The organism is Enterovibrio norvegicus DSM 15893 (genome assembly GCF_900115495.1).
GTDB classification, from domain to species: domain Bacteria; phylum Pseudomonadota; class Gammaproteobacteria; order Enterobacterales; family Vibrionaceae; genus Enterovibrio; species Enterovibrio norvegicus.
The window spans coordinates 198,864-219,825 of sequence record NZ_FOWR01000001.1 but is presented as its reverse complement, the minus strand read 5'-3'; the positions used below and the strand labels follow the sequence as shown (position 1 = coordinate 219,825).

The window sequence follows — 20,962 nt, the reverse complement described above, 5'->3', positions numbered from 1 at the left end:
TGAACAGCCTAGGGCCCGCCGAAGCAAGCCCTTTTAAAATCATTCCACGTTACAAGCACGCCCTAACCAATTAGTTATAGTGCGTTACTTTCTACTTGTTGCGCGTTTTCCAATTCGGTTTGGGTATTAGGTAAAACAAAGTTCAAGATCACCGCAGCGAGCGCACCGATTGCAATGCCTGAGTTCACCAAGTAGCCCGCCATTTCTGGCAATGCATACACCAACTCACGAGGCATCAATACTGCGCCCAATGACAACATGATCGGCAACCCTACGACCAGCATGTTGCGCTCGTTCAATTGAATGTGTTGGATAACGCGGAAACCGTTCATCGCAATCACCACGCAAATGACAGAGAAAATGCCAGAAATCACGGCATGAGGGACAGACGCAATCAAGCTGGTCAGTTTCGGCACCAAACCGAGGATAAGCAGGATCACGCCACCGGCAATAATGGCGCGACGGGACGACACCCCAGTGACAGCAATAATGCCTGCGTTAGTTGAATAGCCAGTGACTGGGCTGCCGCCAAGCAATGAACACATAAAATTACCTGCAGCTTCGCCCGTTGCCCCACGGTTTAAGCGTTCGTCGTTAAGTTCAACGCCTGTCACCGCACTGACTGCGCACCATGTGCCTGTGGTTTCCACCAGCACAATCATGGCGATGAATAGCATGGTCATGATAGCCATTGGCTCGAACTTCAATTCACCAAACGGCAGCAACGACGGCAGTTGTAGCCATGAAGATTCGCCCACGGCAGAGAAATCTGCCATGCCATAAAACGCAGCAACCAAGGTGCCGATCACAATCGCGCCAATCACCGACGCTAAGCGCAGCCAGTGAAGTGATTTGAAGAAGCACCCTATCAGGATGAATGATGACAGTGACACCATGCTGGTCAGCGCTATCACGATATTTTCAGTTGGGCGCTCGCCTGAATAGATCCCATTGAATGCCACAGGCAACAGAGAAATACCGACCACGATGATGACCGTTCCGCCCACAATCGGTGGGACAAAACGTTTCACCAATTTACTGAACAGGTTGGCAGGCTTGCCCAGCAGCGCAACGAATATTGCCACCGGGATCATCGCGCCATACACCGCGCCCATGCCCATGGTTTTACCAATCGCGGCAATGGCGCCGATGGGAATGTAAGAAGGCCCCTGCATCACGGGCATTTTCAGTAGTAAGCCAGACTGAATAATGGTCGCGATACCCGCCACAATGAAGGTCATTTGAATCAAAGAGGAGGTGTCTGAAACGGAAAGAGACAAAAGACCGGCGAGGATAATAGGCACGATGTAGAGATCCATCGCCAGCACATGTTGTGCCCCAAGGGAAAAAGATGTCGGAATGGAGATTTTTTCGTCGATATGAGTAAGCGTTGTATTTTTCATGATTCGCTAGCAAGAAATGGACAGTAAATGATGACAACCGGACGATATTCATCCGCACATGCTCTGATGAATAAGGCGTCATACACCCACACTACTCATCCTGAGCCTGCCAGTATTTCCAACTACGAAACCGCGTTATAACAAGATGTTAACCGCGCACCAGCTGAAAAGTGCGCGCATAATACAGCAAAACCACCAATAAGCAAACGTTTGCTTATTGGTGGTTAATATTGAACGTATGTGTTGAGCTTAAGGCTAACCCACCGCTGAAAACTGCACCAGATACGTAGAAAGTGGCGGCCAGAAGGCAATGATCATCCACGCGACCATGAGTGCAAACAGATACGGCAGTACATATTTCACAATGGTGAAATAGGGTATTCCTGTTATTCCGCTGGCAACGTACAGGTTCAACCCATAAGGCGGCGTAATAAAGCCAATCGCATCACCGACCAAGAAGATCACCGCAAAGTGGATAGGATCGACCCCCACGCTGTAAGCAATTGGCGCAAGGATGGGCGCAAGAATGATGGTATTTGGCAGGCTTTCTAACACGGTTCCCGCCAACAGCACCAACATCATGCAGGCAATCAACACAAAAGTGGGATCGCCAATCGCTGACATCCACCCACGCACTACTTCACCTGCACCCAGCAATGACAGCAACTGCTGCATCACCACCGACACCGCAATCAAGGGCGCTAGCATGCCTGTGATTTGCCCGGAGCGAAGTAAGATGTTCGGCAGTTCACGCAGCTTAATTTGGCGCGTGATAAGCACGCCCGCTATCAAACAAAACCCGACCGTTACACCTGCGGCTTCTGTAGGAGAAAACGCACCCGAATAAATGCCGTATATCACAATGGCGATAGCAATGATGCCAAGGTAAGCTTTCAAGCCCGTTTTCAGAATACGCTTAGGTTCAAACTTGATGAGATTGCCCCAACCGTTTTTCTTACAAACGATGTAACACGCCAATTGCATGGCGATCACCATGAGTAATCCCGGCAGCATGCCACCGACGAACAGGTCACTGATGGAGAGATCCAGTAAGAAGCCATAAACGATAAAGATGATGCTCGGCGGAATGATGATCCCCACCGTGCCCCCTGCCGCAGCGGTGGCAGCAGCGAAACGTTCATCGTAATTGTTCTTTGCCATTTCGGGTTGCATGATGGAACCGATCGTCGCTGTTGTACCCGCATTCGAACCGGAAATGGCCGCGAACATGCCGCACGCGCCGATGGTCGCCATGCCCAAGCCGCCTCTCACCCATCCCAATATGGAATACGCGAAATCCGACATGCGTTTGGCAATGCCCGCCGCATTGATCAAATCCCCCGTCATGATGAACAGCGGGAGCGCTAATAAGCCGAAGAAATTTAAACCTTCAAATAAGGTCACGCCAATGTTGGCAAGGGTAAAATCAATGACAAGGCTGCAACCCACAACCCAAAAGCCAATCACAAGAAAAATGGGAACGCCGATAATAAAAAGCAGTGTTACGCCAAGAGAGATCAGCGTGATAAGTGTGCCGTCTTCCATATTCTGCTCCTAATCCAGTAACGACGCTTGAAGCACAAACGGCTCTTTACGTTGATATTGCTTAATGTCCTTGGCCAAATTTTGCAGCACGCGGATCACGATAAGCACCCATGCAAGCGGTGTGGCGAGATAGAACCACCACTCCATGACATCATCCGTTCCCCCCACAATCGCGAAGTTGTCGTAAGCGATATAGGTTTGATTGGTGGCGTGATAAATCACGATGCCAGCGAAGGCGATCCAAAGCACCGCATCTAACACCAGACAGCAAAACTGAAGACGATAAGAAAGCCGCGCACGAATTTCTGTTAAGGCTAAATGTGTGCGTTTCTTTATGTTGTACGAAGCACCGAACCAGGTTACCCAGAGGAAAAGTAGCACGGGCACCGTGGTGCTCCATGGCACTTGTTGGTTGAACAAAAACCGCCGAACAACCTCTACGAAAATAATGCCAGCCATACTTGAATAGGTGATCAAGATGATGACCTTTTCCGTGTTTTCATCTAACCATTTGAGCAAGGTATGTAGCGGTTTCATGCTGACCTCACAGATCATTGAATAAAGATACGCGCAGGCCCGTTTGCGGATGCGTTTTCACATCAGCAAACAGGCACTGCACGACGATATTTAGCTCGTCCACCAGCGTTGTGGTGGCACATTGACAACTTGCGTGTCGCGAGGAATTTCTCGCGCAATGTCGTAGATTTCTTGGTAGGTATCGTGACCACCCGACCACTTGTTCAAGCGATCGCGCCATTGTTCCCAAGGTTCGGGGTTGAACTCTGGCGAACACATTTCCTCGGCTTTGCGCAGTTCAGCGTCAGACAAGGTGGCAACGCGGGTGTTGTTTTCCGCGAAAATGGTGCCCGGTCTTGGTGGGTTCGTCGCACCGACAATGTCAGTAAGCGCCGCTTCATTCATGCCTTGGGTGAAGATTTGCGCAACATACGCTGACTCCATCACATCGTCTTGAAGATCTGAGCCCAGCTTATCGAACACAGGCAAACTCATCGCCGTGTGTTCTGTGCCAGAGAAGAACTTGAGATCAACACATTGTGATACCACAGGTGCCATACCGGCGTACGCCACCGCGCCCATCCATGTTTCAGCACCGTCGATCAAGCCCTGTTTCAAGCCATCCAACGTTTCTTCCCAAGCGATCGGGACAGGGTTGAGGTTCATCAACTGCATGGCGATTCGCCCGAGTTGCGTGCCCGTTACACGGTTTTTTGTTCCCGCAAGTTGATCGATGGACGTCACCAAAGGCTTATCTTTCCATTTCAAGCCAAGTTGAATGCCTCGTAACTCACAATGGGTAAACAAGAATTGCAATTTATGACGCTGACGCAGGGGCTCTCTAAATAACGGTTCGCTTTTCTTACTGTAGAAAAAGTGAAACTGCGATGCGCGGGATGGGAACATGTAGGCATAATCCAACACATTAAGATACGGTGCGCCCCCAGCAGAGTTTTGTGTTGATGCAGAATACATGTCGACAATGCCCTGCTGCGTTTTCTTCACACAGTTGGTTTGACCACAGATTTGGTTACTGCCAATAAACTCAACGCGGATCGCGCCGTTTGTCCGTTGTTCAAGGTCTCTGGCGAAAAAAAGCTGTGCCGATTTTTGAATATCGAGGTTTTTTTCGTTAAAACCCGATGCCCCAAACTTAAGTTGGAACTTAGGCGGCGCAGAATAGCGTTCCTTTTGCGTATTTTCGGCGGCTCTCGCCAGCGTAGACACGGTGGCTCCTGCTCCCAATGCTCCCGCGGCGATCAGGGTTGATGTCATCCCAAAATGGGCGGACACCTTCATAAAATCCCTTCTCGTGAGTATCTCCCGATTTTTGCTCATGCTCGCACTCCTTTGTGTTGGCTTTCGCTCAAACGTTTACGCTGGCATGCCGACATTTGCGTTCTCAAACAGAGCGGTCTGTGTTCACTCATCCCGCTCTGAAATCCAAGCAATCCAACGTTCAGTCGATAAATTTGTCCGTCATTCATACTCACTCCCCAGCCACCAAAATGTTAATGATTGGTTAATTTTCGAACCGGAACATTCCATTTATGGCATAGAAAAATCAAAATTCAAGCCTTGACTATAAAAATCGAGATCATTAGTCTCATATTTCAATGTTTGAGATTTTCTGATTTCAGATGTTTCTGAGCGAATGCCGCCTTCTTTTCACGGCATCGGTAGACAGTGAGGGAGAGTGAAAAAGATGGGACTATCTTCAAATCATTACGATTTTATTGTTGTGGGTGCTGGCTCTGCGGGGTGTGTACTTGCCAATCGTTTGTCCGAAAATCCTGCCATTCGCGTGTTATTGATAGAAGCAGGCGGCAAAGACAACAATCCCTGGTTGCATATTCCAGTGGGGTATTTCAAGACGATGCATAACCCAAAAACGGATTGGTGTTATGTCACTGAGCCTGACCCGGGCATTAATTCGCGTCAATTGCAGTGGCCAAGAGGAAAGGTGTTAGGTGGGTCTAGCGCACTCAATGGTCTGTTGTATGTTCGCGGACAAGCAGAAGATTACGATCATTGGGCGGCTTTGGGGAATCAAGGTTGGTCTTACCAAGAAATACTGCCTTACTTCAAAAAATCGGAAGACCAAGAACGCGGATCGGATGATTTTCATGGGGTAAACGGACCACAGAAAGTCAGTGATTTGCGACTACGCCGCCCCATTGCAGACCATTTTATCAGCTCAGCCATCAAGCTAGGCATTCCCTACAATCCTGATTGCAATGGTGAAGTTCAAGAAGGCGTGGGTTACTTCCAACAGACAGCGTATAAGGGTTTTCGTTGGAGTACGGCAAAATCCTTTTTACGCCCCGCTAAACAACGAGAAAACCTGGATATTCTCACTCATCACCATGTCTCAAAAGTGTTGTTTGAAGACAAAACCGCCGTCGGTGTTGAAGTGATCAAAGACAAGGTAAAACGGCAAATTATGGCAAGTCGCGAAGTTATTTTAAGCGCGGGTGCCATTGGTTCGCCGCAGTTACTTCAACTCTCAGGGATTGGCCCTGCTTCTCTGCTCAATGAGCTCAATATCCCTGTTTTACATGACCTGCCGGGCGTCGGTGAAAACTTGCAAGATCACCTGCAAGTAAGATTGGTGTTTAAAACCAGCGAACGTACGCTTAATGATGAATTAAACAGCCTCTTTAAACGTGCCATGGTAGGGCTGCAATATCTCTTTACGCGGACCGGCCCTCTGACATTGGCCGCAAGCCAAGTGACCATTTTCACTCAATCTTCTTCCCATTTGACGCGGCCAGATATTCAATTTCATATGCAACCCCTTAGTGCCGATAAGCCAGGAGATGGCGTGCACCCTTTTTCTGCGTTTACTTCATCAGTGTGTCAACTTCGCCCTTATAGCCGAGGAAACGTGAAAATCACATCAACAGATCCACTCGCTCATCCCGCTATACAGCCTTGTTATCTTTCTGATGAACGCGACCAAACCGTGATCATCAATGCCATAAAAGTGGCACGAAAGATCGCGAATACACCGCCCCTTTCGGAGCACATACTCAGCGAATATGTGCCGGGAGAGAAATACCAAACCGACGAAGAATTACTGGTGGCAGCGAGAGAATACAGCCAAACCATTTATCACCCTACAAGCACCTGTAAAATGGGCATTGATGACATGGCAGTCGTGAACCCAAGACTGCAGGTTTATGGGGTGAAGAATTTACGCGTTGTCGACGCATCGATCATGCCAGTGATCGCCTCTGGGAACACCAATGCGCCAACCATTATGATCGCGGAGAAGGCGTCGGAAATGATTTTGGAAGACAACAACGTTGCGCATTAGCGAATAGCGCCATCTACGAACACAGAAAATGGCGATGCCGGTAACCAGGTGATTGACCCGAATACCGCCATTGCCGATTACTCGTCAGTGATACCGAATTCAGCCACCGCCAAACGTTGGGCAGCGCGGCGAAGCAACGGCAAATACTGCCTTAATTCTTCCGGCGTTTTTCGAGTTGAAGGAGCATGAACGGCCACCGTGAACGCAACACGGTTGTCGTTATCAATCACAGGAACAGCCAACGCGACCATGTCATCAAGGAATTCGCCTGAATCCATCCCGACCCCATCTTCGGCGATCTTCGCTAAATGGGTTTCCAATTGATCGATATCCGTGATGGTTTGCGCGGTTTCACGCGTTAACGACATACTTTTCAACAAGCGCTTCCGTGCGGTCGGTTTCATGTCTGAAAGAAACAATTTACCCGAAGCGGTGCAATGCAGCGGATAGTGCGTGCCGACAGGTAAGTGAATACGATAAGGCCAGTTCGTTTCGACACGTTCTAAATATAAGATTTCATAGCCATCCAGAATGGTCAGGTTGCAAGTCTCCCCGATCTCATCAGACAGTTCTTTAAGAATGGTATAGCGGTGCACATTGATAGAGGAATTCTTTAACGTGTCTCTAGCAAGACTCCGTAATCGGGGACCTGCAGTAAAACGTTTCCCATCAAGCTCCCGCTGTAATAACCCTTCTTCTTCGAGTTGTTGCGCAATGCGATGGACGGTTTGTTTTGGGAGATCTAACTCTTCTGCAAGATAAACACTGGAGAGCGGCTTGTCTGCCTTCACAATCTTTTCAAGGATATGAAAGCCACGAATAAGCGTTGATTGTGTTTCCTTCATTCTACCCTTCCGTTTGTCGTTTGTTCTTTATAGGAACGTGAGAAATGAAACATCAAAGTATCTTGATTTTATTAAGCATGTATTAAGATCGCCAACTCTTTTCCATTAATTGAGACATTGAGTCCTGAATAGTCAAAAATCCTCATCAATTTGCCCTGTAATGAAACACGGCATGACGATGTTTGATGTTTTGACGCGAGTATGGGAAAGAAGCAAGATGGCAGTTATGGGGAATGAGTAAGTGCCGCAGGCATGCAGGCGACCAATCTCAGCCTATTAAAGTAAGAGATCATTTTACGCGCAGTATGCAGTGCTCAGCATTCCCGACAGTGAAATTAATAGATTGGGAGAGCCTGAGCTGGTTGAGTTCATCGATCATGTACTCAGAATAGTTTTGGCGTCTCATCCATTGCATGGGTTCAGAAAAGCTGTCTTCACTGACCACAAAGGCCTCGTTCTTTAACGTACTTTCACGGACATTCACGATCCACATTCTTTCTCGAAATTCGCTGGATTGTGTTAGTTTTCCCGCTAACTTCTGATTCATCGATCTTAAGAATTGCTTCACCGACATGCTTTCTCCTAAAACTAATTAAGCACGGCCTGCTCAATCTGGTGTGCGCGTTATTTGATGTAGATTACCAAACCTACATCAGGATAAGAACCTCGCGCGTTGTTTCAAACAGAAAAGTAAAGAGACGAGTAATAGACAATTAATTGGACGTACTATCACCATCTATTGCCCTCTCTCGCCATCAACCTTATCGTCACTCTTTTTGCCGTTCTCCTGACGATCGTCGTGGACAAAGCCCTTCAACAAACCGCGATCAAACAGCGCCTCACGTTGACGGCTTCTCAGAGACCGATTTGTTTAATTTTTGGAAAAGCCATCCCAACCCGATCAACGATGCACCTAAGCCAAGGAAACTGATCGCTCGCCAGAAACCATCCAGCGAACTGACATCCCACAAGAACACTTTCACCGCCACGCACGCCAACAAAACAAGACCAACACGCTGAACATGTAATGCTTGACGTGTCACACCAGCCCAAGTCAACACACCGCCGACCACGAGGCCCGCAACCGAATAACTGAACAGTTCTGCCATGCTGGTTGAATTGAAGATAGTCATGGACGATGGTTGCCAGAAATGGCGAATCGACATGCCCAACCAGATTCCCACCAAGGCAAGACCTGATCCAGCATAAATGCGTGGAGATATTTGCAACGCACTCAATCGGCAGAAATACGCGCCAAACAGCACTGACGCAGGCAGCAACCACCCCAATGTCAGCATGTTGAATATCGGCCATTCACTGGCCAGTACATGATCATGAATCAACGGTGAATCCATGGTGTTAAGCAGCACTTCAAACGCGACAAATGCCAGTAACAACAGGTAGCCATATCCGCGATACACCAGCGATAGCTTATCGGCAAATTGACTGCGATAACCGTAAACAAGCGCCATCACAAGGGCTTGGTTTGCATACACTATCGAAGAAGTGAAATCGATCTCCGTGGCATACCCATAGCTGCCCGTCAGCCAGTAGTTAGTCTGCGTAAACAAGGCGACAAGGAACACATGCAAGAAGGCCCCTTCAAACCAGTTAGCAATGTCTGCTTGTGTATTGCGCAGCACAACCCTTGCGTATGCCAACAAAGCTAACGACGGCAAGTAGCTGAGAAGTACCCAACTCCAATCCCCCCCATCTTGTGGCTGCCAATCAGGAATAAACGGCAGGAGCGTAAGGCGAACCACCAGCAAACTCATCGCGACTTTTATCGCCCAATAGGCAGGACGGAAGATGCCATATTGCGCCTGCAACGCCATCACGGCCACTTGCGCGGAAATCGCGAACGTCAATGTTGCATCGTCAAACCAGACAAACGACAACGCCGCTAACATACCATGCACACAGGCTGAGACATCCTCGGTTAATGCAGGTACTCGTATGCCAATTTGCACATACAGACCCGCGACCAAAGCAGTAAACATGCTCCAGAAAACCAATTGTTCTGCCATCAGCACGTCAACATACCCGAGCGTGAGTATCGTCATGATCGGGGCGAGAACAACCAATAAAACCCGTGATGGAACAGAACGATCTCCGCCTAAATACTGTGCGACTGTGCGTAAGGCAACCAGCATGGTGCTGACCCCTAAACACATCAAAATCTCACGATCAGACAACCACCAATCAAACGCCTTCATACTAAAAGACAATATCAGCAGTGACACAGCAACGACCACGGACACACCTTGAAAGATCCTAGGGGCAATGCCCTTTCTCAGCGCGGGTAGCCAAAGCGTAACCATCAAAAAACCATAGAGATACAGCATCTCGATGCCAGACATAACATCAAATTGCTCTGTTGACCAAAACAGCAGCAACACCGTCGCTATCGACATCACAACAGGATGATGGGTTAACGTGGTTTGGCCATGACGATAACGGACATCAAGCAACCAGCCCAATCGCGGCACGGCAAACAACACATAGAGTGTGAAGGTCAGGAAGACAGACAGCCACACAAACAGCTGTGTTTGCGGCACCGCCTCAATCAATATCACCATCCAGAGCACATGCGGCACAGCAATACTGAGGGTTAACCATGCATGCTTTACTCGTTGCATTAACACGGTTCCCGCCAACGTGATCGCTGCAATATAGCCACCAAGCAAGAAGTAATTCGGATCACAGTACCGCCAATCCACAGCGGTGCCGAATAGCCGCCAACAAGCCCAAGTACCGCCATTAAAGGGCCTTGGCGTAATGATAAAGCAAGGCTCGAAAACGCTGCGGTGGCGAGGATCACTAAGGAGGTGGTGGGGGCGAGCATTTGGTAAACAACAAAAGCGAAGATGACAGTGCAATAGATACCCGTTAAACCCGTCCCTGTGATTGCCGCAGGCACATACGAGAAACTTGATGCCCTTTTCCCTTGGGTTTCGTCTTTCTGTTCTCTTCGGTGAAACCACTCCCCCACAGCGATGGTGAGTGCGGAAAGTGTAAAGGCGATAGCGACACGCATAACTGGGGAGAATTCGATGCGACTACCGATAACTTGAACCAAGTATCCACCACCAATGAGCATGGCAATGGCGCCCACCCAGACCAGCCAGTTTTCCTGAAAGCTCGCGATCAGTTTTCGTAGCCCACGGTCAAAGACGGTATCAAGATCATTCAGGGTGTTTGTTGAAGCACGCTCTTTGGCAAGGTTGGCGGCATCAGAAAGCGGTGAAGATGGTGTCTTCGCAGCAGAATGCGCAACAGACGTAACGTTAGGTGATGTAGGTTTAACGGCTTGGTAGTGAGAAGGTATCGTTTGCTGCTGTTTGTATTGAGCTTGGCGTAACGATTCATCACTAGGCGTCGCTCTGCTCTCAGTGACAGCAGCGTCAGGATTGATCGCTTTGGATGGCGATGTACTTGCACGAGGAAAACTTACAGGCACATTTGAGGTGTCGGACAATTTAGCATCTTGCAGCGTCGCTTTAAGATCCGACAGTTCCTTTTCCAATCGAAACGTACGGTTTGACGCTTTTATGGCGACCAAAATAGCAACGATAGCCAAAACACACGAAATAAACGCTAACAACGACCTTCTCCCTAAAACACACTCCCTTGCATACAGGCGACATGCTATCGCAAAAGAAGGCGGTGTTTTCGAAACAGCAGAAGGCTTTTTCTATTAGTATCAATAAGCTTACAAACCTAAGGAGCAACCCACAGTTTTATTGTACGCTTTCACGCCATCCCCTTTTCGGTTGTGACGGATTTTCATGACCTAGGCATTCTCAACGTTCTTGCTCATTCGAAAATATGGGATGTCACCTTTATAAAACCGCTCGCCTTCTGCATGCATGCCGAACCTCTCATAGAGACCCATCGCCGTTTCCCTCGCGTCACACCAAAAGATACTCACCCCTTCCTGTTTCAAGTCGGTCAGTATCCTTTTCAACATCAACGAGCCAATTCCCTGCCCTTGATGTGCTTGTGAGGTGGCAAATTTCCTCAATCGCGCATTTTTGGTTTTATTGTGTGCATCAGTGAATTCAGACGAAAAGTGTATCGATGCCACGCAAACAATTTCTCCATCGAGAAATGCCCCGTAGTGCAAAGCATCTTCGTCGCCTTCCACTTTCGAAAACGCTGGCGGCTCATTCGGCCAAAGCACTTGATGCCGCAAAGGAAGCGCCTCTTGCCAACTGATTGGTTTGATTTCCATGTCTCACTTCCCTCAGCAATCTCTCATAATGTGATCAATATGGCGTAAATATCTAATAGAAACAACACCATATTGACCATGCCGTCAATACGTCTATTTCGAAACAGTCGTCCACCGCAAAAATATGAACATACACGCTTATAGCGCGTGTTATTTCACTGGATTTCATAAAGTTAGGTGATAATCTCGCTGCATCAAACACGCTGTCGGGCGTACCCTACAACTGGTGCCGATACCACCAAATGCCCGACAGCACCCTTCTTCAAATAGCCCATTCTTATCGAGGCCACCATGGACGTTACGTTTTTCGAAGACAACGCTGATCGCGCTCAGGTACTGGATGTACTCACTCAGCTTCGCCCCCATATCTCGCAAGACGCACTCGCCGCACAAATAAAAAGACAACAACAAAGTGGCTATCAACTCGCCTACGTGAAGTCAGACAACATTGTGCTGGCCGTCGTGGGTTTTGAAGTGCGTGAAAGTCTCGCGTGGGGAAAACATATTTATATCGATGATTTGGTGACAAACGAAAACCATCGCTCGCAAGGGGTGGGAAACGTATTGATGGCGTGGCTTAAACACCATGCTGCAGAGCATGGCTGCAAACAAATCCACGTTGATTCAGAAATCCAACGTTTTAAAGCGCACATTTTCTTTCAACGCGAAGAGTTCAAAACCATCGCGCATCACTTTGTGTGGGCATGAGAGGCAGCAAAAACAAGATAGGTGGATGAGTTTGCTACTAGGCCGAGGAGCCTTTAAACAAACTCATCAATACTGCGAAGATGACGACGATCTGCCGCAGCACGGCGATCATAGCCCGCAAACTTCCGGCGTTGTTTACGTCGCTCTGACGGACGGCGTCGCTCCATGACGTAAACGCCATTAATGACTTTTGTTTCCAATACTGCATCTGCGTTGTCATTCGGACGATAACGTTTCAGCTTCATTGTCTGCCCTTCGATTCTTCAATATTCCTACATTCAGTTAGTGCGTGAAACACCACCAAAAGACATAATGACTTTTGAGGTTGTGCCGCTGTTACTTATTAGAACGGCATCATTAGAAAATGTTTATAGCCTCTTTGCACTTTTCGCCACGTTCAACACGATTAATGCGCAAAACTCTCATTTATGTGACAGTTTATGGTTAAGAAACCCTCATCCACCAGTGCCAATCTTACTGGCATCGCTACCACCAAACGCTTGAAATGGGCGTAAACCAAATATCGGCATGATCGAATAAATATGGTCAAAGATGTCAGCTTGCACCCCTTCATAAAACACCCAATCAGTACTGTTCGTAAATGCATAGATTTGCAAAGGCAGACCCTCTGCTGTAGGCGCCAGTTGGCGCACCATGAACAACATATAGGGGTGAATATCCTTATGAGAACGCAGGTAAGTGGTTAGGTACGCCCGAAAAACACCGATATTTGTCATATGGCGAGTGTTCGCCACATGGGGAATATCATCTATGTTCTCGTTAAACTCACTAATCTCTTTGGTTCTCTCGAACAGATACTCCCGCAAAATGCGGATCTCTTTCAGTGATTCAATTTCGGCGTCTTCCATAAAACGAATGGAGGTTTGATCAATGTTTATCGCACGCATGATCCGACGCCCTCCGGAATCAGACATCCCCTGCCAATTGATAAATGCGTTTTGCACTAAGGCATAGGCTGGCAGCATCGACACGGTATTGTCGAAATTACGCACCTTAACCGTGGTGAGAGAGATTTCTTCTACCGAGCCACTCGCACCAAAATCATCCATCTCAATCCAATCGTTCAAACTCACCATGCGGTTTGCAGATAACTGAATCCCTGCGACAAAGCCTAAGATGGTGTCTTTGAACACCAACATTACTAAGCCCGTCGCAACACCTAAACCGCTCAAGAAGATGATGGGCGATTCATCAGCAAAAATGGAAATAGACACCACTATCCCAACAAAGAACAGGAACAGCTTTATCAACTGCACGAAGCTCTTTATGGGCATTCGACGTGTCATGCCTTTGGCGTTAGCAATGTCATTGAGTGCATCAAGAAGTGCGAAGATCGTCCAAATGAACATCACCAACACCATCACGCTCAAAATGCGATCAGTGACGGTTGCCACCAGCGGGTGCTGACTAATAATGGGGGGGACCAGGAGTTCCAAAATCATGAGCGGCACAAGGAGTGCCACTTTTTCCAGCACCTCATGCTTTGCCAAGTTTGAACCCCAAGTTTCATTGGTTCGACTAAGCACAATGTTCACAGAACGCACGATCACGCGATGTACAATGAGGTAACTAACAAGCGCAACACCAATCGCTGCGACGATAAAAATCAATGTCGGCTCATTGCCATAGGGATCAGTGTTTAACCCCATCGCAGCCAATTTTTCAGCCACATACTCTCGAACAGAATGGTCTAGCATTATTGCGCTCCCTCACGACTCATTCCACAAAGCCTAATAGGCTTCATCGCAACGCAATGAGGCAATATTGATACAGTGATGCACCCTGCTCCGTTTAGAAAGACGCTCACCCCTTAATACGTAAATAGTTCTCATTTGTTTTAAAGCATCAACAAAATCAATTGCCTTTCTGTGATAGCGTGAGTAGCAGATTAGGGACATAGGGAAAATGAGCATGGATTTTCGCCGTCGACAGCTGTTACAAGCAGGTGCCGCTATTTCATCTTACTTTGCACTGCCAACACTTTCGCTCGCCAACACACGCAAAAGCAACAAAGAAGGTTGGATTTATGAACTGACCGCGGAAGAAGCAACGGCAGAGATCGTTGATGGTTTTCAAACCGATGTTCTGGGGTTTGATGGCCAAATACCTGCGCCTACGTTACGTTGCCGGCAAGGTGAGCCCGTCACCATCATTTTCACCAACAAACTCAAAGAACCTACCACTATCCATTGGCATGGCCTGCGCATTCCCATTGAAATGGATGGTGTGCCATTTCTCAGTCAACCACCGATCATGCAAGGTGAGACCTTTGTATATCGCTTCACCCCGCCGGATGCAGGCACGTTCTGGTATCACCCCCACGTAAATAGCGTGGTGCAACTCGGCAAAGGATTGGTGGGCGCGATCATCGTGGAAGAAGCCGAGCCTGTGTTGTTCGAAGAGGAACATACCCTGCTCCTCAAACACTGGCACCTTGACCAACAAGGTCAATGGAAGCAACTGATGATCCCGCGTTATAGCGCGAGAATGGGCACGCCCGGTGAATGGGGAACCGTTAACGGCAAGCACGAACCTGTCTATTCATTGAGAGAAAATGCCACAACCCGTTTGCGCATTGCCAACGTGGATAACACGCTCACGTATCCAATCGCCATAAAAGGTGCAGAAGCCTGGGTGGTGGCCATTGATGGCAATCCAATCAAAACGCCTTACCCTCTTGAGCAACATAAAATCAGCCCAGGAATGCGCCTAGATCTTGCGTTGCATGCACCCAAACAAGGTGAAAAAGTCTATGTGCAATACATGAAAGGCCGCTTTCCTTTCCCTTTGTGCACGTTTGAATCTGTCGCTTCTGAGATTTCCTCCCCGGCATCACTGCCTGCTCTGCCCCTTAATCCTGTGCCTGATCTAGATTTAAAGAATGCGTCAGAAATGGATTTCGTGTTTGAGTGGGAAGGCGCTATTTCACCGACCAAGAAAGACGGCAAGGTTGATTCCAAATTCTGGCTCATGAACAAACGGGCATGGGAAGGCATGAACAAAAACTCTATTCCCGCCCCGCTTGCAACACTAGAGCTGGGGAAGACGTATATCTTCGATTTGAAAAACGTGACGCAATATCACCACCCTATCCACCTTCACGGTCATACCTTTACTGTGTTGGAACTCGACGGAATAAAACTCGACGAGCCTTTCCATACTGACACTGTCTTGCTTGGAAAGAATGGCAGTGCGAAAGCCGCGTTTGTTGCCGATAACCCTGGGAAATGGATGTATCACTGCCACGTGATTGAGCACATGAAAACTGGACTGATGGGGTATATCGAGGTTGTTTAGTTCACATGCACAGTTAGTGAAAAACGTAGAGAGACGAATGTGAAGAAAGTCGGCTGCTTACTCTGTGCATTATTTGCTGTCGTGCTCGGTGCCTTCTGGCTGTTAGGCTCCAAGCTTTCATCGCCCGCAAATCAAACGGTGCATCTCCCAGCGGATGCGCCAACGGTGGAAAACGTCACGATAAACACCATTAGCGCGTGGTATTTTCCTGTAGAAGCCCGTAAAGCCTGCGTGTTGCTTTTACACGGGAATCGCGGTTCAAAGCGTGACATGGTAGAACGCGCCAAGTTTCTGACCACACACGGATACGCGGCGCTCGCCATAGATTTTCAAGCGCACGGAGAAACACCAGGAGAACATCTCTCCTATGGGTATCTCGAATCGCACAACGCGCATTCTGCAGTGCGCTATTTAAAAGAAACCAAAGCCTGCCAACAGATCGCGGCGCTGGGTGTTTCCCTTGGTGGCGCAGCTGCAATATTGGGAGAGCGTGCCGTTCCGGTAGACGCGTATATCTTAGAGTCTGTCTATTCCAGCATTGAGCAGGCCGTCGAGAATCGCCTTGCGCTTTACAGCCGTCATTATCCCTCCGCGTTGGCTCCCCTTCTATACGAACAAATCCCGCTCCGACTGGGCGTGGAACTTCATCAACTTCAACCTGCCGAGGCTGTTAAACATCTCAATGCGCCAGTGCTCTTCATACAAGGCGACAAGGACAAAAGAACCTTCTTATACGAAGTCCTTATGCTTTTTGACAATGCGCCCGAGCCGAAATACCTCAATGTGATGGAAGGTGCTGCACATGTTGATTTGCATCAGTTCAATACACATCAATACGAAACCACCGTACTGTCATTTCTTGCAAAGCACCTCGACCAGAATCCCTAAAGTAAGGAACACGCCGTGATTAAGAAGTACGGGTTTATTGTAAAAGGGGAAAACTACACGCCAGATACTCACCAAAGCACATTGGATTCGGGCTTTTTCTTTACCAAGGTCGTCGGTGTTTCCACTGACGAAGAGGCCATTCTGGTTGCGAAGGCGTTTGTCCAATGCGGCATTGAGGTCATCGAGCTGTGTGGCGGGTTTGGCAAAGAAAGTGCCGAACACCTGATTGCCGAGGTAAACACACATGTGCCGATTGGCTATGTCACCTTTAACGATACAGAACAACAAAAGCTGACATCGTTTCTCTCACCGTCCTCTGCTTAATCTCTAACCTCTAACCTCTTACCTCTTACCTCTTACCTCTTACAATTTGGCGAAGAAACATCCTAACCCACCAGATAATTAGTCATGTCTTAAGAGCAATATCTAAATTGACAGAAAGCTAACAAAAGTGATGAATCTTCGGGGAATTCGTTGTGCTAGATTCCCGCCGCTCATTAAGCAGCATCACTTTTTAAGGCTTATAAAATGAAACGATATGCTTTTCTTTCAATGGTAACTTTTGCCTTGTTTGGCTGTGGTGGCAGCGATGGCGGAAGTGATTCATCAGCACAAGCTGCGCCCTCTGCGATTGAAGGAACAATTGATAGCGTGTCTACAACGACGGTGACTGTCAACGGTTACACATATCAAGCAACGTCAGCATCTTTCCAAGGCCAAACGTTTGATCAAGACATGCTGACGCTCGAACCCAACATGATGGTAAAAGTCAGTAATCAATATCGCGCAACCAACAGCAGTGTTGAGCTAGAGCCAACCTTTATCGGTCAAATTGAGAGTATTAACCGTTTAAACAGTACATTCTCGATTGCTGGCGTTAATCTCAAGTTCCCACGTCTTTCGACTAACATCGTCAACGGCGATTGGGTAATGGTGTCATCAATGCCAACCGCTAACGCGGGTTACAAAGTGTTGTCTGTGGTGAAGTTCCTACAAGACCCTCTTGACGGCGAAATGGTCGCAGAAGGTCGTGTGTCAGCATTAGACACAAATAGTCTGTCATTCAAAATTGGCAGTTCTCTAACAATCTCATTTGATCCACGGGTAGTTCAAGATAAACGCACGCTAGCTGATGGCATGTGGGTTGAAGTTCAAGGCCAATATGATGAAAGCAATGGCGAGCTTATCCCAAGCCGTATCACCATTAAAACCTACAACGATTTCCCAAATGATGGCGAGATCGAAGGTATCGTGACGTGGGTTGCGAAAGACAAAAGCGAATTCGAACTGAACTACCGTGGTCGCATTGCTGTGCGCTCAAACACGGAGTTTGATGATGGCAACAAAAATAACCTTTTAGCAGGTGCGTTGGTCGAAGTAGAGATCGGCAAACAAGGCAACGCGTTGTACGCCAAAGAAATCGAATTTGAAGACGATTTCGATTTTGATATCGATTGGGATCAATTCGAGTTTGAAGAAGAAGGCCGCGTGACAAACATTGATAGTAACACTCATTCGTTCACCATCAATGGCAAAGCGATCGTGACTGATGCCTACACAGAATACGAAAACCGTATTGATTTCGAGAGCTTAAACGGTGAATGTGTCGACGTTGAAGGCATCGTTATCGACAGCAAACATATCGCTCGCGAGATTTCGCTAGAAGACGACTGCATCGATTAATTTACCTTACGTATCTGCATAGTTAAAAATAACCCGCCTCTATGGCGGGTTATTTATATGATTGTGTCACGCCCAGTTTATTTTTTGGATACTTTGAACGTCAACGAAAGAACAAAGTGGACAAAATGATGACCTCGTGACTACCCCGCCGGTTTATGAAATTCAATCACATTGCCATCAGGATCTCGTATAAAGAAGAACTCAGTGCCGTCTGGCAGGTTGATGGTTTCTGTAATAGGAATGTTGTGGGAAGCCAGCGTACTTTTCACACCTTCGACATCTGTGATTTCTAATGCAAAGTGAGTAAACCCAGTGTGTTTGACTGGCATATCAGAAAGGATATTTTTCTCAGACGCATCGTCAGACGCATTGAGAATGAAGTTGATGTTAATTCCCGCGGGGTGCTCCATCACAGCAACAGGTTCAGGCCCAATAGGCCCTACGATGAAAACGAACCCTAACTTTTCATAGAATTCACGTGTGATACCAAGATCACGAACCCGCAGGCCTGCATGATTTATACGTGTTATTTCTTTCATTTTATCTCCGCACTTCTTCCACAATTGACGTTTCTTGCTACCACCTTCGCGAAGCAGAAATCATTATCCATTAGCGACCGCTAACTTTCTGTTTAGTCTGTGAGAACAAAGGGTAATACACGGTCTATATACCCCAACGCGCCTAAACTGCTCGGCTGTTCATAGAGGTGGTGCATATAGCGTGTTCAACGAAATACGGACAGTGACGTTTCCAAAATACTTTTCACCATGGCTCTGTCGTCACCTCTCGCGAGCTGCGCTAAAGCGTTTGTGAACTGCGCGTCAATATACACAGCTGCAAACGCAGGGGGCATTTCAGAGCGGAAACTTCCGTTATCTTGACAACCTTGAATCCACGTTTCATACCTTCCCAAGATCTCTTTATGGGACTTCACTATCTGTGACTGGGTCTCCTGCCCTAGCAGCATGCTAGATTCACGCATCTTCACCATCAAACACCCTTTAGCAACCTGTTGTTCAGGTGGTTCTTCGGCAATGAACATCACCAATTCATCTAACACCTGATGAAATGGGCGTTCACTTTGAAGTATTTCCAACAGTGGCATGAGCACGGCCTGTAGATAGGCATGGAGCACCGCTGTCATCAAGCCATCTTCGTTACCAAACTCGCGGTATAAGCCAGGTTTGGACACATTGGCTTGCCGACAAATTTCGTTTATCGACACATCACGCGTACCGCTTTGCCAATAAGCAAGCATCGCAATCTCAAGGATATGATTCCTATTTAACGTTTTTGGTCGGCCTCTCGGCGCTTTAACTGAATCTAGGCTCATTAATAAGTACCAACTGGTATTTAATGTTGACATGAAGTTTTTGATTACTTAATGTACCGCATGGTACTTAAATAAACAATCAATGAGGAAGCGTAGATGGCACAGAATATAAGAGAGAGAGTTTTAGTCACGGGGATATCAGGTTTTATCGGATTACACTGCGCCAAAGAACTGTTAAATCAGGGGTTTGAGGTACGTGGTTCAGTACGTGACATGAAGAAAGCTGACGAAGTGCTGATTACACTTGCGGCAGCCTCCGTTGATACTCGACACCTTACGTTTGTGCAACTCGACCTCACATCAGATGAAGGTTGGAATGACGCAGCAGAAGGGTGTGATTACATCATGCACATTGCCTCACCCTTCACGATTGCAAACCCAAAGACAGAAGCAGAAATGATCACACCCGCCGTTGAAGGCTCGTTGCGCGCGCTTCGTGCGGGTGAAAACGCTGGCGTAAAACGTGTCGTATTAACAAGCTCCATCGTGGCAATGATGGGCAGCATGAAAACGGGCACGTTTGGCCCAAGTGACTGGACGGATTCCAGCTCAAGTGCCATCAGCACCTACACAAAAAGTAAAACGCTCGCAGAACGCGCGGCGTGGGAATTCGTGGAAAACCTACCTGATTCCAATACGATGGAATTCGTCACCGTGAACCCAGGGGGTGTTTTTGGTCCTCCATTGGGCACAAACATCACGGGTCAAACAATGGCCATTGTTGATCAAATGCTGAACGGCAAACTTCCTCTTGTACCAAACATCGCCTTTCCAATGGTGGATGTCCGTGATCTCGCCGTGCTCCATGTTCAAGCCATGATCACCCCTAAGGCAAACGGCAAACGCATTCTAGCGGCAGGCTCTGCACCAAGTAGTTTTGCTGAAATGGCGCAAATTTTAAAAGACGAAGGTTACAAGGGGCCAAGCACGCGTATCGCGCCAGATTTCTTCCTTCGGTTTATGTCATTGTTCGATCGAGAAGCAAAAGGCATGTTGGGGATGCTAGGCATGAATTTAAGTGCGGATAATGCAGCAACACGTTCACTATTTGGTTGGACGCCTCGCTCAGTAAAACAATCCATCCAAGATACCGCCAAAGCCGTATCGTTAATTCAAAACCAATAAATACCCTATTCTCTTCGATGTTGACTCACTGATAAAGCGTAGAGC

18 protein-coding genes and 1 pseudogene are annotated in these 20,962 nt (G+C 47.7%); 7 read left to right on the top strand and 12 right to left on the bottom strand.

Going from position 1 to position 20,962, the window contains the following annotated elements:
- Positions 1-74: 74 nt before the first annotated feature.
- From BM082_RS00915 to BM082_RS00900, 4 genes are all read right to left on the bottom strand, one after another.
- Positions 75-1,403 carry a solute carrier family 23 protein gene (locus tag BM082_RS00915; protein ID WP_074924903.1) on the bottom strand — a complete coding sequence of 443 codons (1,329 nt, stop codon included), beginning with the start codon at positions 1,401-1,403 and terminating at the stop codon, positions 75-77.
- Positions 1,404-1,658: 255 nt separating this feature from the next.
- The gene (locus BM082_RS00910) at positions 1,659-2,948 is read right to left on the bottom strand and encodes a TRAP transporter large permease (RefSeq protein WP_074924901.1); all 1,290 of its coding nucleotides are present in this window, start codon (positions 2,946-2,948) and stop codon (positions 1,659-1,661) included.
- Positions 2,949-2,957: 9 nt separating this feature from the next.
- Positions 2,958-3,485 carry a TRAP transporter small permease gene (locus BM082_RS00905; protein ID WP_017010819.1) on the bottom strand — a complete coding sequence of 176 codons (528 nt, stop codon included), beginning with the start codon at positions 3,483-3,485 and terminating at the stop codon, positions 2,958-2,960.
- Positions 3,486-3,575: 90 nt separating this feature from the next.
- The gene (locus tag BM082_RS00900; protein WP_017010820.1) at positions 3,576-4,739 is read right to left on the bottom strand and encodes a TRAP transporter substrate-binding protein; all 1,164 of its coding nucleotides are present in this window, start codon (positions 4,737-4,739) and stop codon (positions 3,576-3,578) included.
- A gap of 430 nt (positions 4,740-5,169) precedes the next feature.
- Between BM082_RS00900 and BM082_RS00895 the strand changes: the two genes are divergently transcribed.
- Positions 5,170-6,783, top strand: coding sequence for a GMC family oxidoreductase (locus BM082_RS00895; protein ID WP_017010821.1), 1,614 nt, complete (start codon positions 5,170-5,172; stop codon positions 6,781-6,783).
- Between the two features lie 77 nt (positions 6,784-6,860).
- Here BM082_RS00895 and BM082_RS00890 read toward each other — a convergent pair whose 3' ends face one another.
- From BM082_RS00890 to BM082_RS00875, 4 genes and pseudogenes are all read right to left on the bottom strand, one after another.
- Positions 6,861-7,628, bottom strand: coding sequence for an IclR family transcriptional regulator (locus tag BM082_RS00890; RefSeq protein WP_017015454.1), 768 nt, complete (start codon positions 7,626-7,628; stop codon positions 6,861-6,863).
- Positions 7,629-7,917: 289 nt separating this feature from the next.
- Positions 7,918-8,202 (bottom strand): hypothetical protein, encoded by a 285-nt coding sequence (locus BM082_RS00885; protein ID WP_017010823.1) that lies wholly within the window; start codon positions 8,200-8,202, stop codon positions 7,918-7,920.
- Between the two features lie 265 nt (positions 8,203-8,467).
- A pseudogene (locus BM082_RS00880) lies at positions 8,468-11,232 on the bottom strand (DUF2339 domain-containing protein).
- A 189-nt stretch (positions 11,233-11,421) separates the two neighbouring features.
- Positions 11,422-11,862 carry a GNAT family N-acetyltransferase gene (locus tag BM082_RS00875; RefSeq protein WP_017015453.1) on the bottom strand — a complete coding sequence of 147 codons (441 nt, stop codon included), beginning with the start codon at positions 11,860-11,862 and terminating at the stop codon, positions 11,422-11,424.
- Between the two features lie 291 nt (positions 11,863-12,153).
- Here BM082_RS00875 and BM082_RS00870 point away from each other — a divergent pair, with 291 nt between their 5' ends.
- Positions 12,154-12,570: a GNAT family N-acetyltransferase gene (locus tag BM082_RS00870; protein WP_017015452.1), complete on the top strand. Its 417-nt coding sequence runs from the start codon at positions 12,154-12,156 to the stop codon at positions 12,568-12,570.
- Positions 12,571-12,623: 53 nt separating this feature from the next.
- Here BM082_RS00870 and BM082_RS00865 read toward each other — a convergent pair whose 3' ends face one another.
- Together BM082_RS00865 and BM082_RS00860 are read right to left on the bottom strand one after the other, a co-directional pair.
- Entirely contained in the window at positions 12,624-12,815 is a 192-nt protein-coding gene (locus BM082_RS00865) for a hypothetical protein (protein WP_017010827.1), read from the bottom strand.
- Between the two features lie 210 nt (positions 12,816-13,025).
- Positions 13,026-14,288: a mechanosensitive ion channel family protein gene (locus BM082_RS00860; RefSeq protein ID WP_017010828.1), complete on the bottom strand. Its 1,263-nt coding sequence runs from the start codon at positions 14,286-14,288 to the stop codon at positions 13,026-13,028.
- A 214-nt stretch (positions 14,289-14,502) separates the two neighbouring features.
- Here BM082_RS00860 and BM082_RS00855 point away from each other — a divergent pair, with 214 nt between their 5' ends.
- From BM082_RS00855 to BM082_RS00840, 4 genes are all read left to right on the top strand, one after another.
- Positions 14,503-15,888, top strand: coding sequence for a multicopper oxidase family protein (locus tag BM082_RS00855; RefSeq protein WP_017010829.1), 1,386 nt, complete (start codon positions 14,503-14,505; stop codon positions 15,886-15,888).
- Positions 15,889-15,927: 39 nt separating this feature from the next.
- Positions 15,928-16,776: an alpha/beta hydrolase gene (locus BM082_RS00850; protein WP_017010830.1), complete on the top strand. Its 849-nt coding sequence runs from the start codon at positions 15,928-15,930 to the stop codon at positions 16,774-16,776.
- 15 nt (positions 16,777-16,791) lie between these two features.
- Positions 16,792-17,100 carry a DUF6506 family protein gene (locus tag BM082_RS00845; RefSeq protein ID WP_017010831.1) on the top strand — a complete coding sequence of 103 codons (309 nt, stop codon included), beginning with the start codon at positions 16,792-16,794 and terminating at the stop codon, positions 17,098-17,100.
- 204 nt (positions 17,101-17,304) lie between these two features.
- The gene (locus BM082_RS00840; protein ID WP_074924899.1) at positions 17,305-18,459 is read left to right on the top strand and encodes a DUF5666 domain-containing protein; all 1,155 of its coding nucleotides are present in this window, start codon (positions 17,305-17,307) and stop codon (positions 18,457-18,459) included.
- Between the two features lie 140 nt (positions 18,460-18,599).
- Here BM082_RS00840 and BM082_RS00835 read toward each other — a convergent pair whose 3' ends face one another.
- Entirely contained in the window at positions 18,600-18,998 is a 399-nt protein-coding gene (locus BM082_RS00835; protein ID WP_017010833.1) for a VOC family protein, read from the bottom strand.
- A 185-nt stretch (positions 18,999-19,183) separates the two neighbouring features.
- Positions 19,184-19,792, bottom strand: coding sequence for a TetR/AcrR family transcriptional regulator (locus BM082_RS00830; protein WP_241814574.1), 609 nt, complete (start codon positions 19,790-19,792; stop codon positions 19,184-19,186).
- A 96-nt stretch (positions 19,793-19,888) separates the two neighbouring features.
- Between BM082_RS00830 and BM082_RS00825 the strand changes: the two genes are divergently transcribed.
- Positions 19,889-20,917, top strand: a complete 1,029-nt coding sequence (locus tag BM082_RS00825) for an SDR family oxidoreductase (protein ID WP_026024647.1) — start codon at positions 19,889-19,891, stop codon at positions 20,915-20,917.
- Positions 20,918-20,962: the final 45 nt, after the last annotated feature.